Origin of the sequence: Sphingomonas olei, from assembly GCF_045369765.1 — a bacterium.
GTDB classification, from domain to species: Bacteria; Pseudomonadota; Alphaproteobacteria; order Sphingomonadales; family Sphingomonadaceae; genus Sphingomonas; species Sphingomonas panaciterrae.
In genome coordinates, this window is record NZ_JBIQEU010000005.1 from 91,660 (window position 1) to 105,269 (window position 13,610).

12 protein-coding genes are annotated in these 13,610 nt (G+C 66.8%); 4 read left to right on the plus strand and 8 right to left on the minus strand.

All coding sequences use genetic code 11. The features are described 5' to 3' along the window. Positions 1-64: 64 nt before the first annotated feature. From ACH0BU_RS08140 to ahpC, 8 genes are all read right to left on the minus strand, one after another. Positions 65-1,357 carry an amidohydrolase family protein gene (locus ACH0BU_RS08140; RefSeq protein ID WP_136451012.1) on the minus strand — a complete coding sequence of 431 codons (1,293 nt, stop codon included), beginning with the start codon at positions 1,355-1,357 and terminating at the stop codon, positions 65-67. Then, positions 1,354-2,775, minus strand: coding sequence for an amidohydrolase (locus ACH0BU_RS08145; RefSeq protein WP_296221592.1), 1,422 nt, complete (start codon positions 2,773-2,775; stop codon positions 1,354-1,356). Before ACH0BU_RS08145 ends, ACH0BU_RS08140 begins: the two co-directional genes overlap by 4 nt. Positions 2,776-2,874: 99 nt before the next feature. Beyond that, the gene (hslV, locus tag ACH0BU_RS08150; protein ID WP_082102736.1) at positions 2,875-3,420 is read right to left on the minus strand and encodes an ATP-dependent protease subunit HslV; all 546 of its coding nucleotides are present in this window, start codon (positions 3,418-3,420) and stop codon (positions 2,875-2,877) included. Positions 3,421-3,552: 132 nt separating this feature from the next. After that, entirely contained in the window at positions 3,553-3,960 is a 408-nt protein-coding gene (locus ACH0BU_RS08155) for a holin family protein (RefSeq protein WP_136451014.1), read from the minus strand. 13 nt (positions 3,961-3,973) lie between these two features. Continuing rightward, positions 3,974-4,510: a glycoside hydrolase family 108 protein gene (locus ACH0BU_RS08160; RefSeq protein WP_296220901.1), complete on the minus strand. Its 537-nt coding sequence runs from the start codon at positions 4,508-4,510 to the stop codon at positions 3,974-3,976. A 129-nt stretch (positions 4,511-4,639) separates the two neighbouring features. Then, positions 4,640-5,617, minus strand: coding sequence for an NAD-dependent epimerase/dehydratase family protein (locus tag ACH0BU_RS08165; RefSeq protein ID WP_125946396.1), 978 nt, complete (start codon positions 5,615-5,617; stop codon positions 4,640-4,642). A gap of 115 nt (positions 5,618-5,732) precedes the next feature. Continuing rightward, positions 5,733-7,310 carry an alkyl hydroperoxide reductase subunit F gene (gene ahpF / locus ACH0BU_RS08170; protein ID WP_145117820.1) on the minus strand — a complete coding sequence of 526 codons (1,578 nt, stop codon included), beginning with the start codon at positions 7,308-7,310 and terminating at the stop codon, positions 5,733-5,735. A gap of 278 nt (positions 7,311-7,588) precedes the next feature. Next, on the minus strand, positions 7,589-8,152 hold the full coding sequence (gene ahpC, locus ACH0BU_RS08175) for an alkyl hydroperoxide reductase subunit C (RefSeq protein ID WP_046406992.1): 564 nt from the start codon (positions 8,150-8,152) through the stop codon (positions 7,589-7,591). 286 nt (positions 8,153-8,438) lie between these two features. On the opposite strand from ahpC, the gene gmd reads away from it, so the two are divergent. The 4 genes from gmd (at position 8,439) to ACH0BU_RS08195 (ending at position 13,528) form a co-directional block, all read left to right on the plus strand. After that, a complete protein-coding gene (gene gmd / locus ACH0BU_RS08180; protein ID WP_296220900.1) occupies positions 8,439-9,506 on the plus strand; it encodes a GDP-mannose 4,6-dehydratase in 1,068 nt (355 codons plus the stop codon). A gap of 66 nt (positions 9,507-9,572) precedes the next feature. Further along, the gene (gene fcl / locus ACH0BU_RS08185; protein WP_296220898.1) at positions 9,573-10,535 is read left to right on the plus strand and encodes a GDP-L-fucose synthase; all 963 of its coding nucleotides are present in this window, start codon (positions 9,573-9,575) and stop codon (positions 10,533-10,535) included. Between the two features lie 67 nt (positions 10,536-10,602). Further along, a complete protein-coding gene (locus ACH0BU_RS08190; RefSeq protein WP_046407034.1) occupies positions 10,603-11,775 on the plus strand; it encodes an acyl-CoA dehydrogenase family protein in 1,173 nt (390 codons plus the stop codon). Positions 11,776-11,896: 121 nt separating this feature from the next. Further along, a complete protein-coding gene (locus ACH0BU_RS08195) occupies positions 11,897-13,528 on the plus strand; it encodes a long-chain-fatty-acid--CoA ligase (RefSeq protein WP_296220894.1) in 1,632 nt (543 codons plus the stop codon). Positions 13,529-13,610: the final 82 nt, after the last annotated feature.

Here is a 13,610-nt window from a genome sequence, read left to right on the forward strand (position 1 = left end):
GGGACGTCCGCCGAGCGCGCGGGTGGGGCCACGATCATGTCAGCCACCGCCGCTCACCTGCTGCTCAGCGCTCATAGGCCTTGGGCAATGCGCCTTCGGTCGGCACCAGATAGCGATCGCGCAGCTGCGACTGGCGCGAGCGCATCGGCTGGGGCTGGCCATCGATCCACACCGCGGTCGGCGCGGAGGCAATCTCCAGCGGGTCGCCATCCCACAGCACGACGTCGGCGCGGCGGCCGGCACGCAGCGAGCCGAGCTCATTGTCCATGCCGAGCGCGGCGGCCGGGCCGGAGGTGATCGCGGCGAGCGCCTCGCCCCAGGTCAGGCCGGTGTGGCCGGGCACGCGGGTAATCGCGACGAGATTGCCGGCATATTGGCGCAGATTATGCTCCCCGCCATTGTTGCCGGTCGAGGCGAGCGCGACCTGGACGCCGGCAGCGCGCATGCGGCCGACGTTGGATTCGGTCGCGCCGAGCGATTCGAACTGCGCCGGCAGATCGGCGAGCGCGGCGGCGATGACGGGCACGCGGGCGGCGGCGATTTCACGCGCGACCATCCACCCCTCGGTGACGCCGGTCAGCACCAGCTTCAGCTTGGGATACTCACGCGGGAGTGCCAGCACTGTCAGGATATCGCTCGCACGCTCGACATGGACGACGAGCGGCACGCTGCCGTCGAGCACGCGCAGCAGCGCCTGCGCGTCGCCGCGCTTCACCATCGAGTCCTTTTCGCGGCCCCCAAAGGCGGCGGGGTTGCGGCGGTAATCCTCTGCCTGCGCCAGCGCATCGCGCAGCGCAGCATAGGCCGCCGGGCGGCTGCCGCCGGCGAGACGCCCGCCGGCTTCGCCAAGCTCGACGAACTGGAAGGCGCGTGGTCGGGTGACGGCATTGGGATCATTGCCGAGATCGATCACCGCGCCCTGGCCGGCGAAGATCGAGTTCGACGCCTCCGGCGCGACCAGCGCGCGGGTGACGCCGCCCAAGCGCTCGTTGGCGATCTTCACCTCGGCCGGGTTGATCGAGGTGGAGACGTCGATCGCGGCGTTGAACGGCGCGGTGCGCGCGCCCGTGTCATTGCTTTCGCGCACGCCGCCGGCATCGCTGATGCCGAGATCGCTGAAGCCGGCGATGAAGCCAGGCGCGACCCATTTGCCGCTGCCGTCGATCACTTGCGCGCCGGCGGGCACGGCGACGCCGGAGCCGGCAGCGACGATGCGGCCGTTCTGGAACACGACCGTGCCGCCTTCGACCGGGGCGCTGCCATCGCCGACCGCGATCGTCGCATTGGTGATCGCGACCGTCTGTGCGGCGACCGGGCTCGCCAGCATCGTGGCGAGGAGGAGGAAAGCGCGCTTCACTTGACGTCTCCCGAACCGGGCTGGCCAAGCTCGAAGTCGCTCACCGGGCGACGCTTGGGATCATTGGCATCATAGAGGAGCGCGCCGTCGATCCACACCTTTTCCGGGCGGGTATAGACGCTGTACGGATCGCCATTCCACAGCACGACATCGGCCATCTTGCCGGGGACGAGGCTGCCGGTCTGGTCGGCGATGCCCATCGCCTTGGCGGGGCCGAGCGACAGCCACTTCCACGCCACTTCCGGCGCGATGTTGATGCCGACGCGGCGACTGCTGGCGAGCACCTTCGCGACTTCCTGGTTCAGCCGCTGAATGCCGTTTTCGTCATCCGAGTGAATCATCGCGCAGGCGCCGGCATTTTCGAGGATGGCGAGGTTTTCGCCGATCCCGTCATAGCTTTCCATCTTGAAGCCGTACCAATCGGCCCAGACCGCGGCGCAGGTGCCATTCGCCTTCAACAGGTCAGCGATCTTGTACGCCTCGACCGCGTGGTGGAAGGCGGTGACCTTGTAGCCGAACTCCTTCGCCATATCCTCGACGATCGCCATTTCGTCGGCGCGGTAGCAGTGGTTCTGGATCAGGATCTCGCCCGCCAGCACGCCGCGCAGCGTGTCCATCGCGATATCGCGCGCGGGGGGCTCACCGCCTTCGGCCTCATACTTGTCCCACTTGCGGCGATAATCCTGCGCCTTGGCCCAGGTCGCGCGGTCGACCGCGATATTGCCCATGCGGGTGGAGGGCTGGCGGTTCTTCGAGCCGTAGACGCGCTTCGGGTTTTCGCCGCAGGCCATCTTCAGGCCGTAGGGCGCGCCGGGGAATTTCATGCCCTGCATGGTGCGCGAATAGACGTTCTTGAGCGTGACCGAGCGACCGCCCATGAGGTTCGCCGAGCCGGGCAGGATCTGCAGCGTGGTGACGCCGCCGTTGGCCAGCGCGCGGCTGAAGCCCGGGTCCTGCGGCCAGACGCTGTGTTCGGCCCAGACATCGGCGGTGATCGGGCTGGTCGCCTCGTTCCCGTCGCTGTGCGCCTGGACGCTGGGGGTCGGATAGTCGCCGAGGTGGCTGTGAATGTCGATGATCCCGGGGGTCACCCACTTGCCGGTGCCGTCGATCACCTGTGCATCCGCCGGCGCATTCACGCTGGCGCCCACCGCGACGATCTTGCCGTCGGCGAAGAGCACCTGGCCATTGTCGATCCGGCCGCCCTCGCCATCGTAGATCGTGACGTTGCGCACCACCGTCGGCACGCCCGGATAGGCGCGGTAGGTGGAGGGGTAGGGATCGCGCGAATAGGGCTTGGCCGGCGCCTTGGACGAGGCGGTCTTGGGGCGGGCATCGCCCTGCGAGCAGGCGACGAGCGACAGCGCGGCGACGCCGGTCGCGAGCAAGCGCCCGGCGGTAAGGGTGCGGAGGGTCATGGACGCCGTGATTGGACGGACGCGGGGCGGAAGACAAGCGCTTAGCCGCCGCCCCGGAACAATCCGCCGCAATCCGTCGCAATCAGCCGGCGCGGCCCGTCAGGTCGCGCTGTCGAGCGTTTCCACGACGAGGCGATCGTTGGTGTAGACGCAGACCTCCGCCGCGATCGCCATCGCCTTGCGGCAGATCGTCTCGGCGTCCTTTTCATAATCCACCAGCGCGCGGGCGGCGGCGAGCGCGAAATTGCCGCCCGAGCCGATCGCGGCGATGCCCGCCTCCGGTTCCAGCACGTCGCCATTGCCGGTGAGGATCAGCGTCACGTCCTTGTCGGCGACGATCATCATCGCCTCCAGGTTGCGCAGATATTTGTCGGTGCGCCAGTCCTTGGCCAGCTCCACCGCGGCGCGCATCAGATGGCCCTGATGGCGTTCGAGCTTCGCCTCGAGCCGTTCGAACAGGGTGAAGGCGTCGGCGGTCGCGCCCGCGAAGCCGCCGATCACCTTGCCTTCGGGGCCGAGCGTGCGGACCTTGCGCGCGTTCGGCTTCATCACCGTCTGGCCCATCGATACCTGGCCGTCGCCCGCGACGACCACTTTCCCGCCGCGACGCACCGACAGGATCGTGGTGCCGTGCCAGACGGGCATGCTGCTTTGTTCACTCATGGCGCGCGATGTAGGGTGGATGGGGGGCGTGGAACAGACCCCCGGACGCCGGCACGGCAGGGTTTTGCGGGGGCCAAACTTCCCGAACCTTGCGCACAGGAGGGAGAGAAGAGGTCACCGCGCCTTTGCCTTCCCCCATTCGCGCGCGACGGTGTAGCCGAGATAGCCGGTGGCGAAGAGCGCGTAGAGCGGCTCCGGAATGCCGGAGAGATAGGCGTTCATGCCGCTGGCGATGACCCGTGCGGTCGACGGGCTGACGGCGGCGATGATCCCCATCGGGATCGACCAGAGCAGCAGCACGTACATGACGTAGAGGAAGCTCGGCCGTGCCCGGCTGGTCCAGGGATCGGGCGATTCCGCCTCCGCCAGCACAGCGGCCATCTGTGCCTTCAGCCGGTCGAGTTCCTGCGATCCTTCGAGGCGGAGCAATTCGAGCTTCGCCGCCTCGCGCGCCTTGGGATCGGGGATGATCTTGTCGATCAGCCCGGCGACCGGGCCGATGATGGTATCGAGCAATGCCATTTTGCCTTCTCCTTCAGACGAGGCGGTTGGCGAGCCAGCCGTAGAGGAATGCCTCGTTTGCGGGGCGGCGCTCGGCGAGCGAGACGTAGCGTTCGCCCTGCAGCGCCTCGAGCGCCTTGAGCAGCACCGTCTCTCCGGCCGCGCCGCGCGTCGCGAGGAAGCCGTCGAGCGCGCCCAGCGTCTGCGGACCGATGCGGCCGTCGAGCAATATGTCCGGGTAATCGCGTGCGCCGCGATTGAGCGCGTTCAGCGCGCGCTGGAGGAAGGCGACGGCGACCGCCGGCCCCATGTTGACGCCGGTGTCGAACAATTCGGCTGCGATGCTCGGCGCGCGCTGCGCCACGTCATCGATCCGGGGGCGCTGCCAGTAGATGCGGCGGTAGATGACGGCGGCGGCCTCACGCGCGAAATGGCGCATGTCGCCGGCATAGCCGTTGGCGCGGGCCACCGCCTCCGTAATGCCCCAGCGAGTCGCGCCGCCGCGGTCCGCCGGATGGTGGACGTAGCCGCCCTCACGGTCGATCACGCCGTTGATGAGATCGTCGATCATATTCCTCTCCTGCGTTGGAACAGAAGAAGAACATAGGCGCGTTGGAGGGATGTAGGACAGCGGCGCCGCGTGCGCGGCGAGGGTTGCGATTATGGATTCCCGCCTGCGCGGGAATGACGAAGGACGGCGCTAGGCGATGCCGTGGTAGCTTTTGAACCAGTCGACGAAGCGGGGGATGCCGACCTCGATCGGGGTGGTGGGGGCAAAGCCGTGGTCGCGCTGGATCGCGGAAATGTCGGCATAAGTGGCCGGGACGTCGCCGGGCTGCATCGGCTCCAGGCTGCGCACCGCCTTGATGCCGATCGCATCCTCCAGCACGTCGATCATGTGCAACAGCCGTTCGGGCTTGTTGTTGCCGATGTTGTAGACCCGGTGCGGCGGACGGCTGCCATCGTCGGCCGGCGGGCTGTCGGTCACCGCGATCACGCCGGAGACGATATCGTCGATGAAGGTGAAATCGCGGCTCATGTCGCCATTGTTGAAGACGCGGATCGGCTTGCCCTTCAGAATCGCGTCGGTGAACAGCCAGGTCGCCATGTCGGGGCGGCTCCACGGGCCGTAGACGGTGAAGAACCTGAGGCCGGTCAGCGGCACGCGATAGAGATGGGCATAGACATGGCCCATCAGCTCGTCCGACTTCTTGGTCGCGGCATAGAGCGAGACCGGCGCGTCGACGCGATCATCCTCGGCGAACGGCAGCTTGGTATTGCCGCCATAGACCGAGCTGGAGGAGGCGTAGCTCATCGACACGAGGCCGTCGCATGACCGGGCATATTCGAGCAGATTGACCTGCCCGACGACGTTCGACTGGACGTAGGCGTGCGGGTTGGTGAGCGAGTAGCGCACGCCCGCCTGCGCGGCGAGATGGACGATATGGGTGATGCGGTGCGGTGCCAGCGCGGCGGTGAGCGCCGCCTGGTCGGCGATGTCGACAGCAGTGAAGGTGAAGTTCGCTCCGGCGAGCGTCGCGAGGCGATCGTGCTTCAGCTGGACGGCATAATAATCGTTGAGATTGTCGATGCCGACGACCTGCTCGCCGCGATCAAGCAGTTGCCGCGCGACGGCGGCACCGATGAACCCGGCCACGCCGGTGACGAGATAGGCCATATGCTCCGCTTCCCTGTGTCTGGCGCCGCCCTAACGCCTGAGCATTGCGGCGAGCTTAAGACAACAGGGGCGGGCCGGTCGCCCCGGCGCCCGCGCGGGCGCCGGGGCTGGTGGATCAGGCTGCCTCGGCGAGGTCGGCGGGCAGGCGGATGAGATAGTCGAACGCCGAGAGCGACGCCTTCGACCCCTCGCCCATCGCGATCACGATCTGCTTGTACGGCACGGTCGTGCAGTCGCCGGCCGCGAAGATGCCGGGGCGCGAGGTTTCGCCGCGATGGTCGATCTCGATCTCGCCGCGGTTGGACAGGGCGACCGTGTCCTTCAGCCATTCGGTGTTGGGGACGAGGCCGATCTGGACGAAGATGCCCTCCAGCTCGATCTCATGCAGCGTGTCGTGATTGCGATCCTTGTAGGTGAGCGAGGTCACCTTGCTGCCGTCGCCCTTCACCTCGGTGGTGAGCGCAGAGGTGATGACCTTCACGTTCGGGAGGCTGGCGAGCTTGCGCTGAAGCACCGCGTCGGCGCGCAGGTCACGGTCGAACTCGATCAGCGTCACATGGGCGACGATGCCGGCGAGGTCGATCGCGGCCTCAACGCCCGAATTGCCGCCACCGATCACCGCGACGCGCTTGCCCTTGAACAAGGGGCCATCGCAGTGCGGGCAATAGGTCACGCCCTTGTTGCGATAGGCGTCCTCGCCCGGCACGTTCATCTGGCGCCAGCGTGCGCCGGTCGACAGGATCACGGTGCGCGCCTTCAGCGTTGCGCCGCTTTCCAGCGTCACTTCGTGGAGGCCGCCTTCCTGCGTCGCCGGGACGAGCTTCGCTGCCTTCTGCAGGTTCATCACGTCGACGTCATAGTCGCCGACATGCTGCTCGAGCTGGGCGACCAGCTTGGGCCCCTCGGTATGCGGGACGGAGATGAAATTCTCGATCGACATGGTGTCGAGCACCTGGCCGCCGAACCGCTCGGTGGCGATGCCAGTGCGGATACCCTTGCGCGCGGCATAGATCGCCGCCGACGCGCCGGCCGGACCGCCGCCGACGACGAGCACCTCGAACGGCTCCTTGGCCGAGATCTTCTCCGCGGTGCGGGCGACCGCGCCGGTGTCGAGCTTGGCGAGGATCTGCTCCACGTCCATGCGCCCCTGCGCGAACGGCTCGCCGTTGAGGAAGATCGCCGGGACCGACATGATCTGCCGCGCCTCGACCTCGTCCTGGAAGGCGCCGCCCTCGATCGCGACGTGGCGGATGCGCGGGTTGAGCACGCTCATCAGGTTCAGCGCCTGCACCACGTCGGGGCAGTTCTGGCAGGTGAGCGAGAAATAGCTTTCGAACTGATAGTCGCCGTCGAGCGCCCGGACCTGCGCGATCACTTCCTGCGACAGCTTCGACGGGTGGCCGCCGACCTGCAGCAGCGCGAGGACGAGCGAGGTGAATTCATGCCCCATCGGCACGCCGGCGAAGCGCACGCCGATGTCGGTGCCGACACGGCGGATCAGGAACGAGGGGCGACGCTGGTCGTCGTCGGCGCGCACCACGCTGACCTGGTCGGACAGCGCGGCGACCTCGTCCAGCAGCTCCATCATCTCGCGCGACTTGGCACTGTCGTTGGTGGAGGCGACCAGCTCGATCGGCTGGCGGATGTTGGCGAGATAACCCTTGAGCTGGGTCTTCAGGTTCTGGTCGAGCATCAAAAGCCCTTTTCGTGATTGCTGTCTGCCGTCACGTCAGCGGTGCGGCCTCGCGTCGGGGGCAGGGGGGAGACGCGGGGGGAGGGCGCCGCACCGCTGGCGTGAGGGCAGGTGGGGGGACCGTCGTCGCCCCGGCCGCGTGGCCGGGGCCCATCCTTGTCCCGCATACCGGGCGCGGGGGCGCGCCTGCGGGGTGGTGGATGCCGGGACGGGCCCGGCATGACGGCGTTCTGGACGGGGCCGTTACGCTGCCCCGTCCATGATCGGTGCGTTGCCGCTCAGATCTTGCCGACGAGGTCGAGCGACGGGGCGAGCGTGGTTTCACCCTCTTCCCACTTCGCCGGGCAAACCTCACCCGGGTGCGCCGCAATGTACTGCGCCGCCTTGATCTTGCGCAGCAGCTCGACCGCGTTGCGGCCGACGCCTTCGCTGGTGACTTCCATCAGCTGGATCACGCCATCGGGATCGACGACGAAGGTGCCGCGATCGGCGAGGCCCTGGCCAGCGCGCAGGATCTCGAAATTGTTCGAGATGGTGTGGTTCTGGTCACCCAGCATGGTGAACTTGATCTTGCCGATCGCCGGCGAGGTGTCGTGCCATGCCTTGTGGCTGAAATGCGTGTCGGTCGACACCGAGTAGATCTCGACGCCCATCTTCTGGAACGTCTCGTAATGATCGGCGAGGTCCTCCAGCTCGGTCGGGCACACGAAGGTGAAGTCGGCCGGGTAGAAGAAGAACACCGCCCACTTGCCACGGGTATCGGCGTCGGTGACGGTGATGAACTTGCCGTCCTTGTAGGCCTGGGTCTCGAACGGCTTGATGGTCGTGCCGATAAGCGACATGCGTAACTCCTTGGGTGTATCCGAGGCCCCGAGATAGTGCGCCGCAGCGAGTGATCCAATCGTTTATATTGAATGTGGGTGATCGAAAGAGTCGATTACCGTTTTCCTGAATACACCGCTTTTCAACGGGTTGGGATCGCTGGGGCGCCGCGCGACCGACTGGTCGACGGATCAACGCATTGCGGCGCGGCAAGGATCCTGCCGCGGCACATCATTTCGTCGCCTGTGGCTTGCCGGCGCCAGTAACGTCGCCTAGCCTCATGGTTAACGGGGCGGGGAAAACATGATGTCGCAGCGAAAGGTGGCGCTGATCACCGGCGTGACGGGGCAGGACGGGGCGTATCTGTCCGAATTGCTGCTGGCCAAGGGCTATCAGGTCCATGGCGTGAAGCGACGATCATCTTCGTTCAACACGGGGCGGATCGAACATATCTATCAGGATCCGCACGAAGACGATCCTCGCTTTCACCTTCATTATGGCGACCTGACCGACGCGACCAACCTGATCCGGCTGGTGCAGCAGGTGCAGCCGACCGAAATCTACAATCTGGCGGCGCAGAGCCATGTGCAGGTGAGCTTCGAATCGCCCGAATATACCGCCAACGCCGATGCGATCGGCACCTTGCGGCTGCTGGAGGCAATCCGCATCCTGGGGCTGGAGCAGACGACGCGGTTCTACCAGGCGTCGACGTCGGAGTTGTACGGGCTGGTGCAGGAAGTGCCGCAGCGCGAGACGACGCCCTTCTACCCGCGATCACCCTATGGCGTGGCGAAGCTGTACGCTTACTGGATCGTGGTGAATTATCGCGAGGCATATGGGATGCACGCCTCCAACGGCATCCTGTTCAACCACGAGAGCCCGGTACGCGGCGAGACGTTCGTCACGCGCAAGATTACGCGGGCGGCGGCGGCGATCAGGCTGGGGCGGCAGGAGCGGCTGTATCTCGGCAACCTCGATGCGCGGCGCGACTGGGGCCATGCGCGAGACTACGTCCGCGGCATGTGGATGATGCTGCAGCAGGACGAGCCGGACGATTATGTGCTGGCGACCGGCGAGACGACGCCGGTGCGGCATTTCGTCGAATGGGCGTTCGCCGATGCCGGGATCACGCTGCGCTGGGATGGCGAGGGAGTGGCGGAAAAGGGCTATTGCGAGCGCAGCGGCGATTGCCGGGTGGAAGTGGATCCGCGCTATTTCCGTCCCACGGAGGTCGATCTGCTGATCGGCGACCCGCGCAAGGCGAAGCAGAAGCTGGGCTGGTCGCACGAGACGCCGGTGCGTGACCTCGCGCGCGAGATGGTGCTGGCGGACCTGGAGGAGATGAAGACCGCTCCGATCGCCCGGGGCGCGTGACATGCCCCTATTAGGCGCCCCGCATGGGACGATCATCAGCGGGACGGCCGTGACCGGGGCGGCGGCATGATTGGGGCGCGTTATGCGCTGGCGGGCAAGCGAGTCTTCGTAGCGGGGCATCGGGGGATGGTGGGGTCCGCGCTGGTGCGCCGGCTGGAGCGCGAGGCGTGCACCATTGTGACCATCGATCGTGCGGGGCTGGACTTGAGGGATCAGGCGGCGGTGCGGGCATGGTTTGCAGCCAACCGCCCGGATGCCGTGTTCCTGGCGGCGGCGAGGGTCGGCGGGATCCTGGCCAATGATCGTTACCCGGCCGATTTCCTGCGCGACAATCTGATGATCGCCGCGAACGTCATCGAGGCGGCGCACCGATCGGGGGTGGAGAAGCTGCTGTTCCTCGGGTCGTCGTGCATCTACCCGCGGCTGGCAGAGCAGCCGATCCGCGAGGAGGCGCTGCTGGCCGGGCCGCTGGAGCCGACCAACCAATGGTATGCGATCGCCAAGATCGCTGGGGTCAAGCTGGTCCAGGCCTATCGCCGCCAGCACGGCTGCGACTTCATCGCCGCAATGCCGACCAACCTTTATGGTCCGGGCGATAATTTCGACCTTGAATCGAGTCATGTCCTGCCGGCGCTGATCCGCAAGGCGCATGAGGCGCGCGTTGCGGGGGCGGTGGCGATGCCGATCTGGGGCAGCGGGACGCCGCGGCGTGAATTCCTGCACGTCGACGACCTGGCCGACGCCTGCGTGTTCCTGATGATGCATTATTCGGACGATGCGCCGATCAACGTCGGGTCGGGCGAGGAAGTGACCATCCGCGAGCTGGCGGCGATGGTGGCGCGCGCGATCGGGTTCGACGGCGCGATCGTGGCGGACCCGGCGAGGCCCGATGGCACGCCGCGCAAGCTGGTCGATTCAGGCCGGCTGCGTGCGCTGGGATGGCAGCCGCGCATCGCCTTGGGGGACGGGATTGCGGCCACCTGTCGCTGGTTCTGCGAGACGACGGGCGCGGTGCGCGGCGGGGGTTAGGGCTGGCGACACGAAACGAAACACGACATTAGCCCCCTCATCTGACAATAATCATGCGGGAATGGGGATGACGAGAGGCCAGGAGATCGCCGCCAAGGTCGAGGCGTTCGTGCGCGGGACGATCGTGCCGTACGAACGGGATCCGCGCTGCGGCACGCACGGGCCATCCGACGAACTGGTGCAGGAAATGCGCGGGCTGGCGCGCAAGGCGGGCGTGCTGACGCCGCACATCCTGCCCGACGGTGGCCATTTGACGCATCGCGAGACGGCGGACGTGCTGCGCGCGTCGGGCCTGTCGCCGCTGGGGCCGCTGGCGGTGAACGTGATGGCCCCGGACGAGGGCAATATGTACCTGCTTGGCCAGAAGGCGAGCCCCGAGCTGAAGGAGCGGTTCCTGAAGCCGCTCGTCGCCGGCGAGGCGCGTTCGGCCTTCTTCATGACCGAGCCGGCGATGGACGGCGAGGGCGGCGGTGGCGCCGGTTCCGACCCGTCGATGATGCGCACCACCGCAGTGCGCGACGGCAACCATTGGGTCATCAACGGCCGCAAGACGTTCATCACCGGCGCTGATGGCGCAAAGGTCGGCATCGTCATGGCCAAGGCCGACGAAGGGGCGTCGATGTTCCTCGTCGACCTGCCCGACCCTGCGATCCGCATCGAACGCGTGCTCGACACGATCGACAGCTCGATGCCGGGCGGCCATTCGGTGGTGACGATCGACAACCTTCGCGTGCCGGCGGACCAGATGCTGGGCGATCCCGGCGATGGCTTCAAGCTGGCGCAGGTTCGCCTCGCGCCCGCGCGGCTGACGCACTGCATGCGCTGGCACGGCGCCTGCGCCCGTGCGCACGAGATCGCGACCGATTACGCCAATCGCCGCCATGCCTTCGGCAAGCCGTTGGTCGACCATGAAGGCGTCGGTTTCATGCTGGCGGAGAATCTGATCGACCTGAAACAGGCCGAGCTGATGATCGATTGGTGCGCCGACGTGCTCGACACCGGCGTGCTGGGCACGGTGGAAAGCTCGATGGCGAAGGTCGCGGTGTCGGAGGCGCTGATGCGCATCGCCGATCGCTGCGTCCAGGTGATGGGGGCGACGGGAGTCAGCGGGGACACGATCGTCGAGCAGGTGTTCCGCGAAGTGCGCGCCTTCCGCATCTATGACGGCCCCACCGAGGTTCACAAATGGAGCCTGGCGAAGAAGGTGAAGCGCGACTGGAAGGCGGCGCAGGCCGGCTGACGCCGTGCGGCGCGGGGCGGCCTTGTGCCGGCATGTCCCCTGCCGCACAGTCGGCGACCGCGATGGCGTGGAAAACCGAAGAGGCCGGGGCAGCAGGCCCGGCGCGTAGATGGAGAATGTGATGCTGGGTCTGATGCAGTCGGGGCAACTGACCGTCGATACCTTCCTCGACCATGCCGCCACCTGGCAGCCGGGGCGCGAGGTCGTGTCGCGCGATGCGGCGGGCCATGTGACCCGCAGCAATTACGCCAGCATCCGCGACATGGCGAAGCAGGTGTCGTCGGCGCTGTCGCGCGCCGGCATCCGCCAGGGCGACCGGGTCGCCACCATGGGGTGGAACACGCACCGCCATGTCGCCGCCTGGTATGGTGCGACCAATATGGGCGCGGTGCTCCACACGCTGAACCCGCGGCTGTTCCTGGAACAGATCGTCTATATCGCCAATCACGCCGGCGATCGCATCCTGCTGGCCGATCCCAATTGTGCCGATCTGGTCGGGCAATTGCTGCCGCAGGCGCCGTCGATCGAGCGGGTGATCTTCCTGTGCGACGCGGCCTCGATGCCGGCGACCGATTATGCCGCTACCGCCTTCGACGACTGGATCGCGGGCGAGCCGGCGGAATATGCCTGGGGCGGGTTCGACGAGAATCTCGCCTGCGGCCTCTGCTACACCAGCGGGACGACGGGCAATCCCAAGGGCGTGCTGTATTCGCACCGCTCCAACTACCTCCATACCATGCTGACGCTGCAGGCCGATGCGCTGGCGTTGTCGGGACGTGACACGGTGCTGCTGGTGGTGCCGATGTACCATGCCAATGCCTGGGGCGTGGTCTATTCCGCGCCCGCGGTCGGCGCGAAGCTGGTGCTGCCGGGGCCCCGGATGGACGGCGAATCAATCTGCGACCTGATCGAGAGCGAGGGCGTCACATATTCCGCCGCGGTGCCGACGGTGTGGCAGGGGCTGCTGCAGTATCTGCGCACGTCGGGGCGGCGGATCGACACGCTCAGCCGGGTGACGATCGGCGGATCCGCGGTGCCCGAGGCGCTGGTCCGTGCGTTCCGCGACGAATATGGCGTCGAAGTCACGCAGGGCTGGGGGATGACGGAGACATCGCCGCTGGCCACGCTGTCCTCGCCCAGCGCCGAGGTGGCGGCGATGGATGACGACGCGCAGGTCGCACATAAGATCAAGCAGGGCCGGCTGATGTGCGGGCTGAAGTTCAAGCTGACCGATGATCACGGCAATCCGCTGCCGCATGATGGCGAGACGTTCGGGCACCTCAAGATCAAGGGGCCGACGATCGTCTCCTCCTACTTCGGTGGCGAGGGCGGCGAGATCCTCGACGAGGAGGGCTATTTCGACACCGGCGACGTCGCGACGATCGACCGGCGCGGCTATATGCAGATCACCGATCGCGCGAAGGACGTGGTGAAATCGGGCGGCGAATGGATCAGCTCGATCGAGATCGAGAATATCGCGGTCGGCCACCCATCGGTGGCGATCGCCGCGGTGATCGGCGTCGCGCATCCGAAATGGGACGAGCGACCGATCCTGCTGTGCCAGCTGAAGCCGGGTGAGGCAGCGACGGGCGACGACCTGCTCGCGTTCCTGGAGGGCAAGATCGCCAAATGGTGGATGCCCGACGATGTGGTCTTCGTGGAGGAGATCCCGCTCGGCGCGACGGGCAAGATCGACAAGAAGCTGATCCGCCAGCAGATGGCGGGTTATGTGCTGGCGGTGACGGTCGACTGACGCGCACGGGCGCTTTCCGTCGATAATTGTCATCGAACGCAGGGCAATGACGCGATGATCGCAGCGCGCTACAGACCCGCGC

What these genes read in the sequence shown, in the direction of transcription:
- ACH0BU_RS08145 (WP_296221592.1), bottom strand. Translation starts at nt 2,775, where the DNA reads ATGACCCTCCGCACCCTTACCGCCGGGCGCTTGCTCGCGACCGGCGTC.
- hslV (WP_082102736.1), bottom strand. Translation starts at nt 3,420, where the DNA reads ATGCCCGTCTGGCACGGCACCACGATCCTGTCGGTGCGTCGCGGCGGG.
- ACH0BU_RS08155 (WP_136451014.1), bottom strand. Translation starts at nt 3,960, where the DNA reads ATGGCATTGCTCGATACCATCATCGGCCCGGTCGCCGGGCTGATCGAC.
- ACH0BU_RS08160 (WP_296220901.1), bottom strand. Translation starts at nt 4,510, where the DNA reads ATGATCGACGATCTCATCAACGGCGTGATCGACCGTGAGGGCGGCTAC.
- ACH0BU_RS08165 (WP_125946396.1), bottom strand. Translation starts at nt 5,617, where the DNA reads ATGGCCTATCTCGTCACCGGCGTGGCCGGGTTCATCGGTGCCGCCGTC.
- ahpF (WP_145117820.1), bottom strand. Translation starts at nt 7,310, where the DNA reads ATGCTCGACCAGAACCTGAAGACCCAGCTCAAGGGTTATCTCGCCAAC.
- ahpC (WP_046406992.1), bottom strand. Translation starts at nt 8,152, where the DNA reads ATGTCGCTTATCGGCACGACCATCAAGCCGTTCGAGACCCAGGCCTAC.
- gmd (WP_296220900.1), top strand. Translation starts at nt 8,439, where the DNA reads ATGTCGCAGCGAAAGGTGGCGCTGATCACCGGCGTGACGGGGCAGGAC.
- fcl (WP_296220898.1), top strand. Translation starts at nt 9,573, where the DNA reads ATGATTGGGGCGCGTTATGCGCTGGCGGGCAAGCGAGTCTTCGTAGCG.
- ACH0BU_RS08190 (WP_046407034.1), top strand. Translation starts at nt 10,603, where the DNA reads ATGACGAGAGGCCAGGAGATCGCCGCCAAGGTCGAGGCGTTCGTGCGC.
- ACH0BU_RS08195 (WP_296220894.1), top strand. Translation starts at nt 11,897, where the DNA reads ATGCTGGGTCTGATGCAGTCGGGGCAACTGACCGTCGATACCTTCCTC.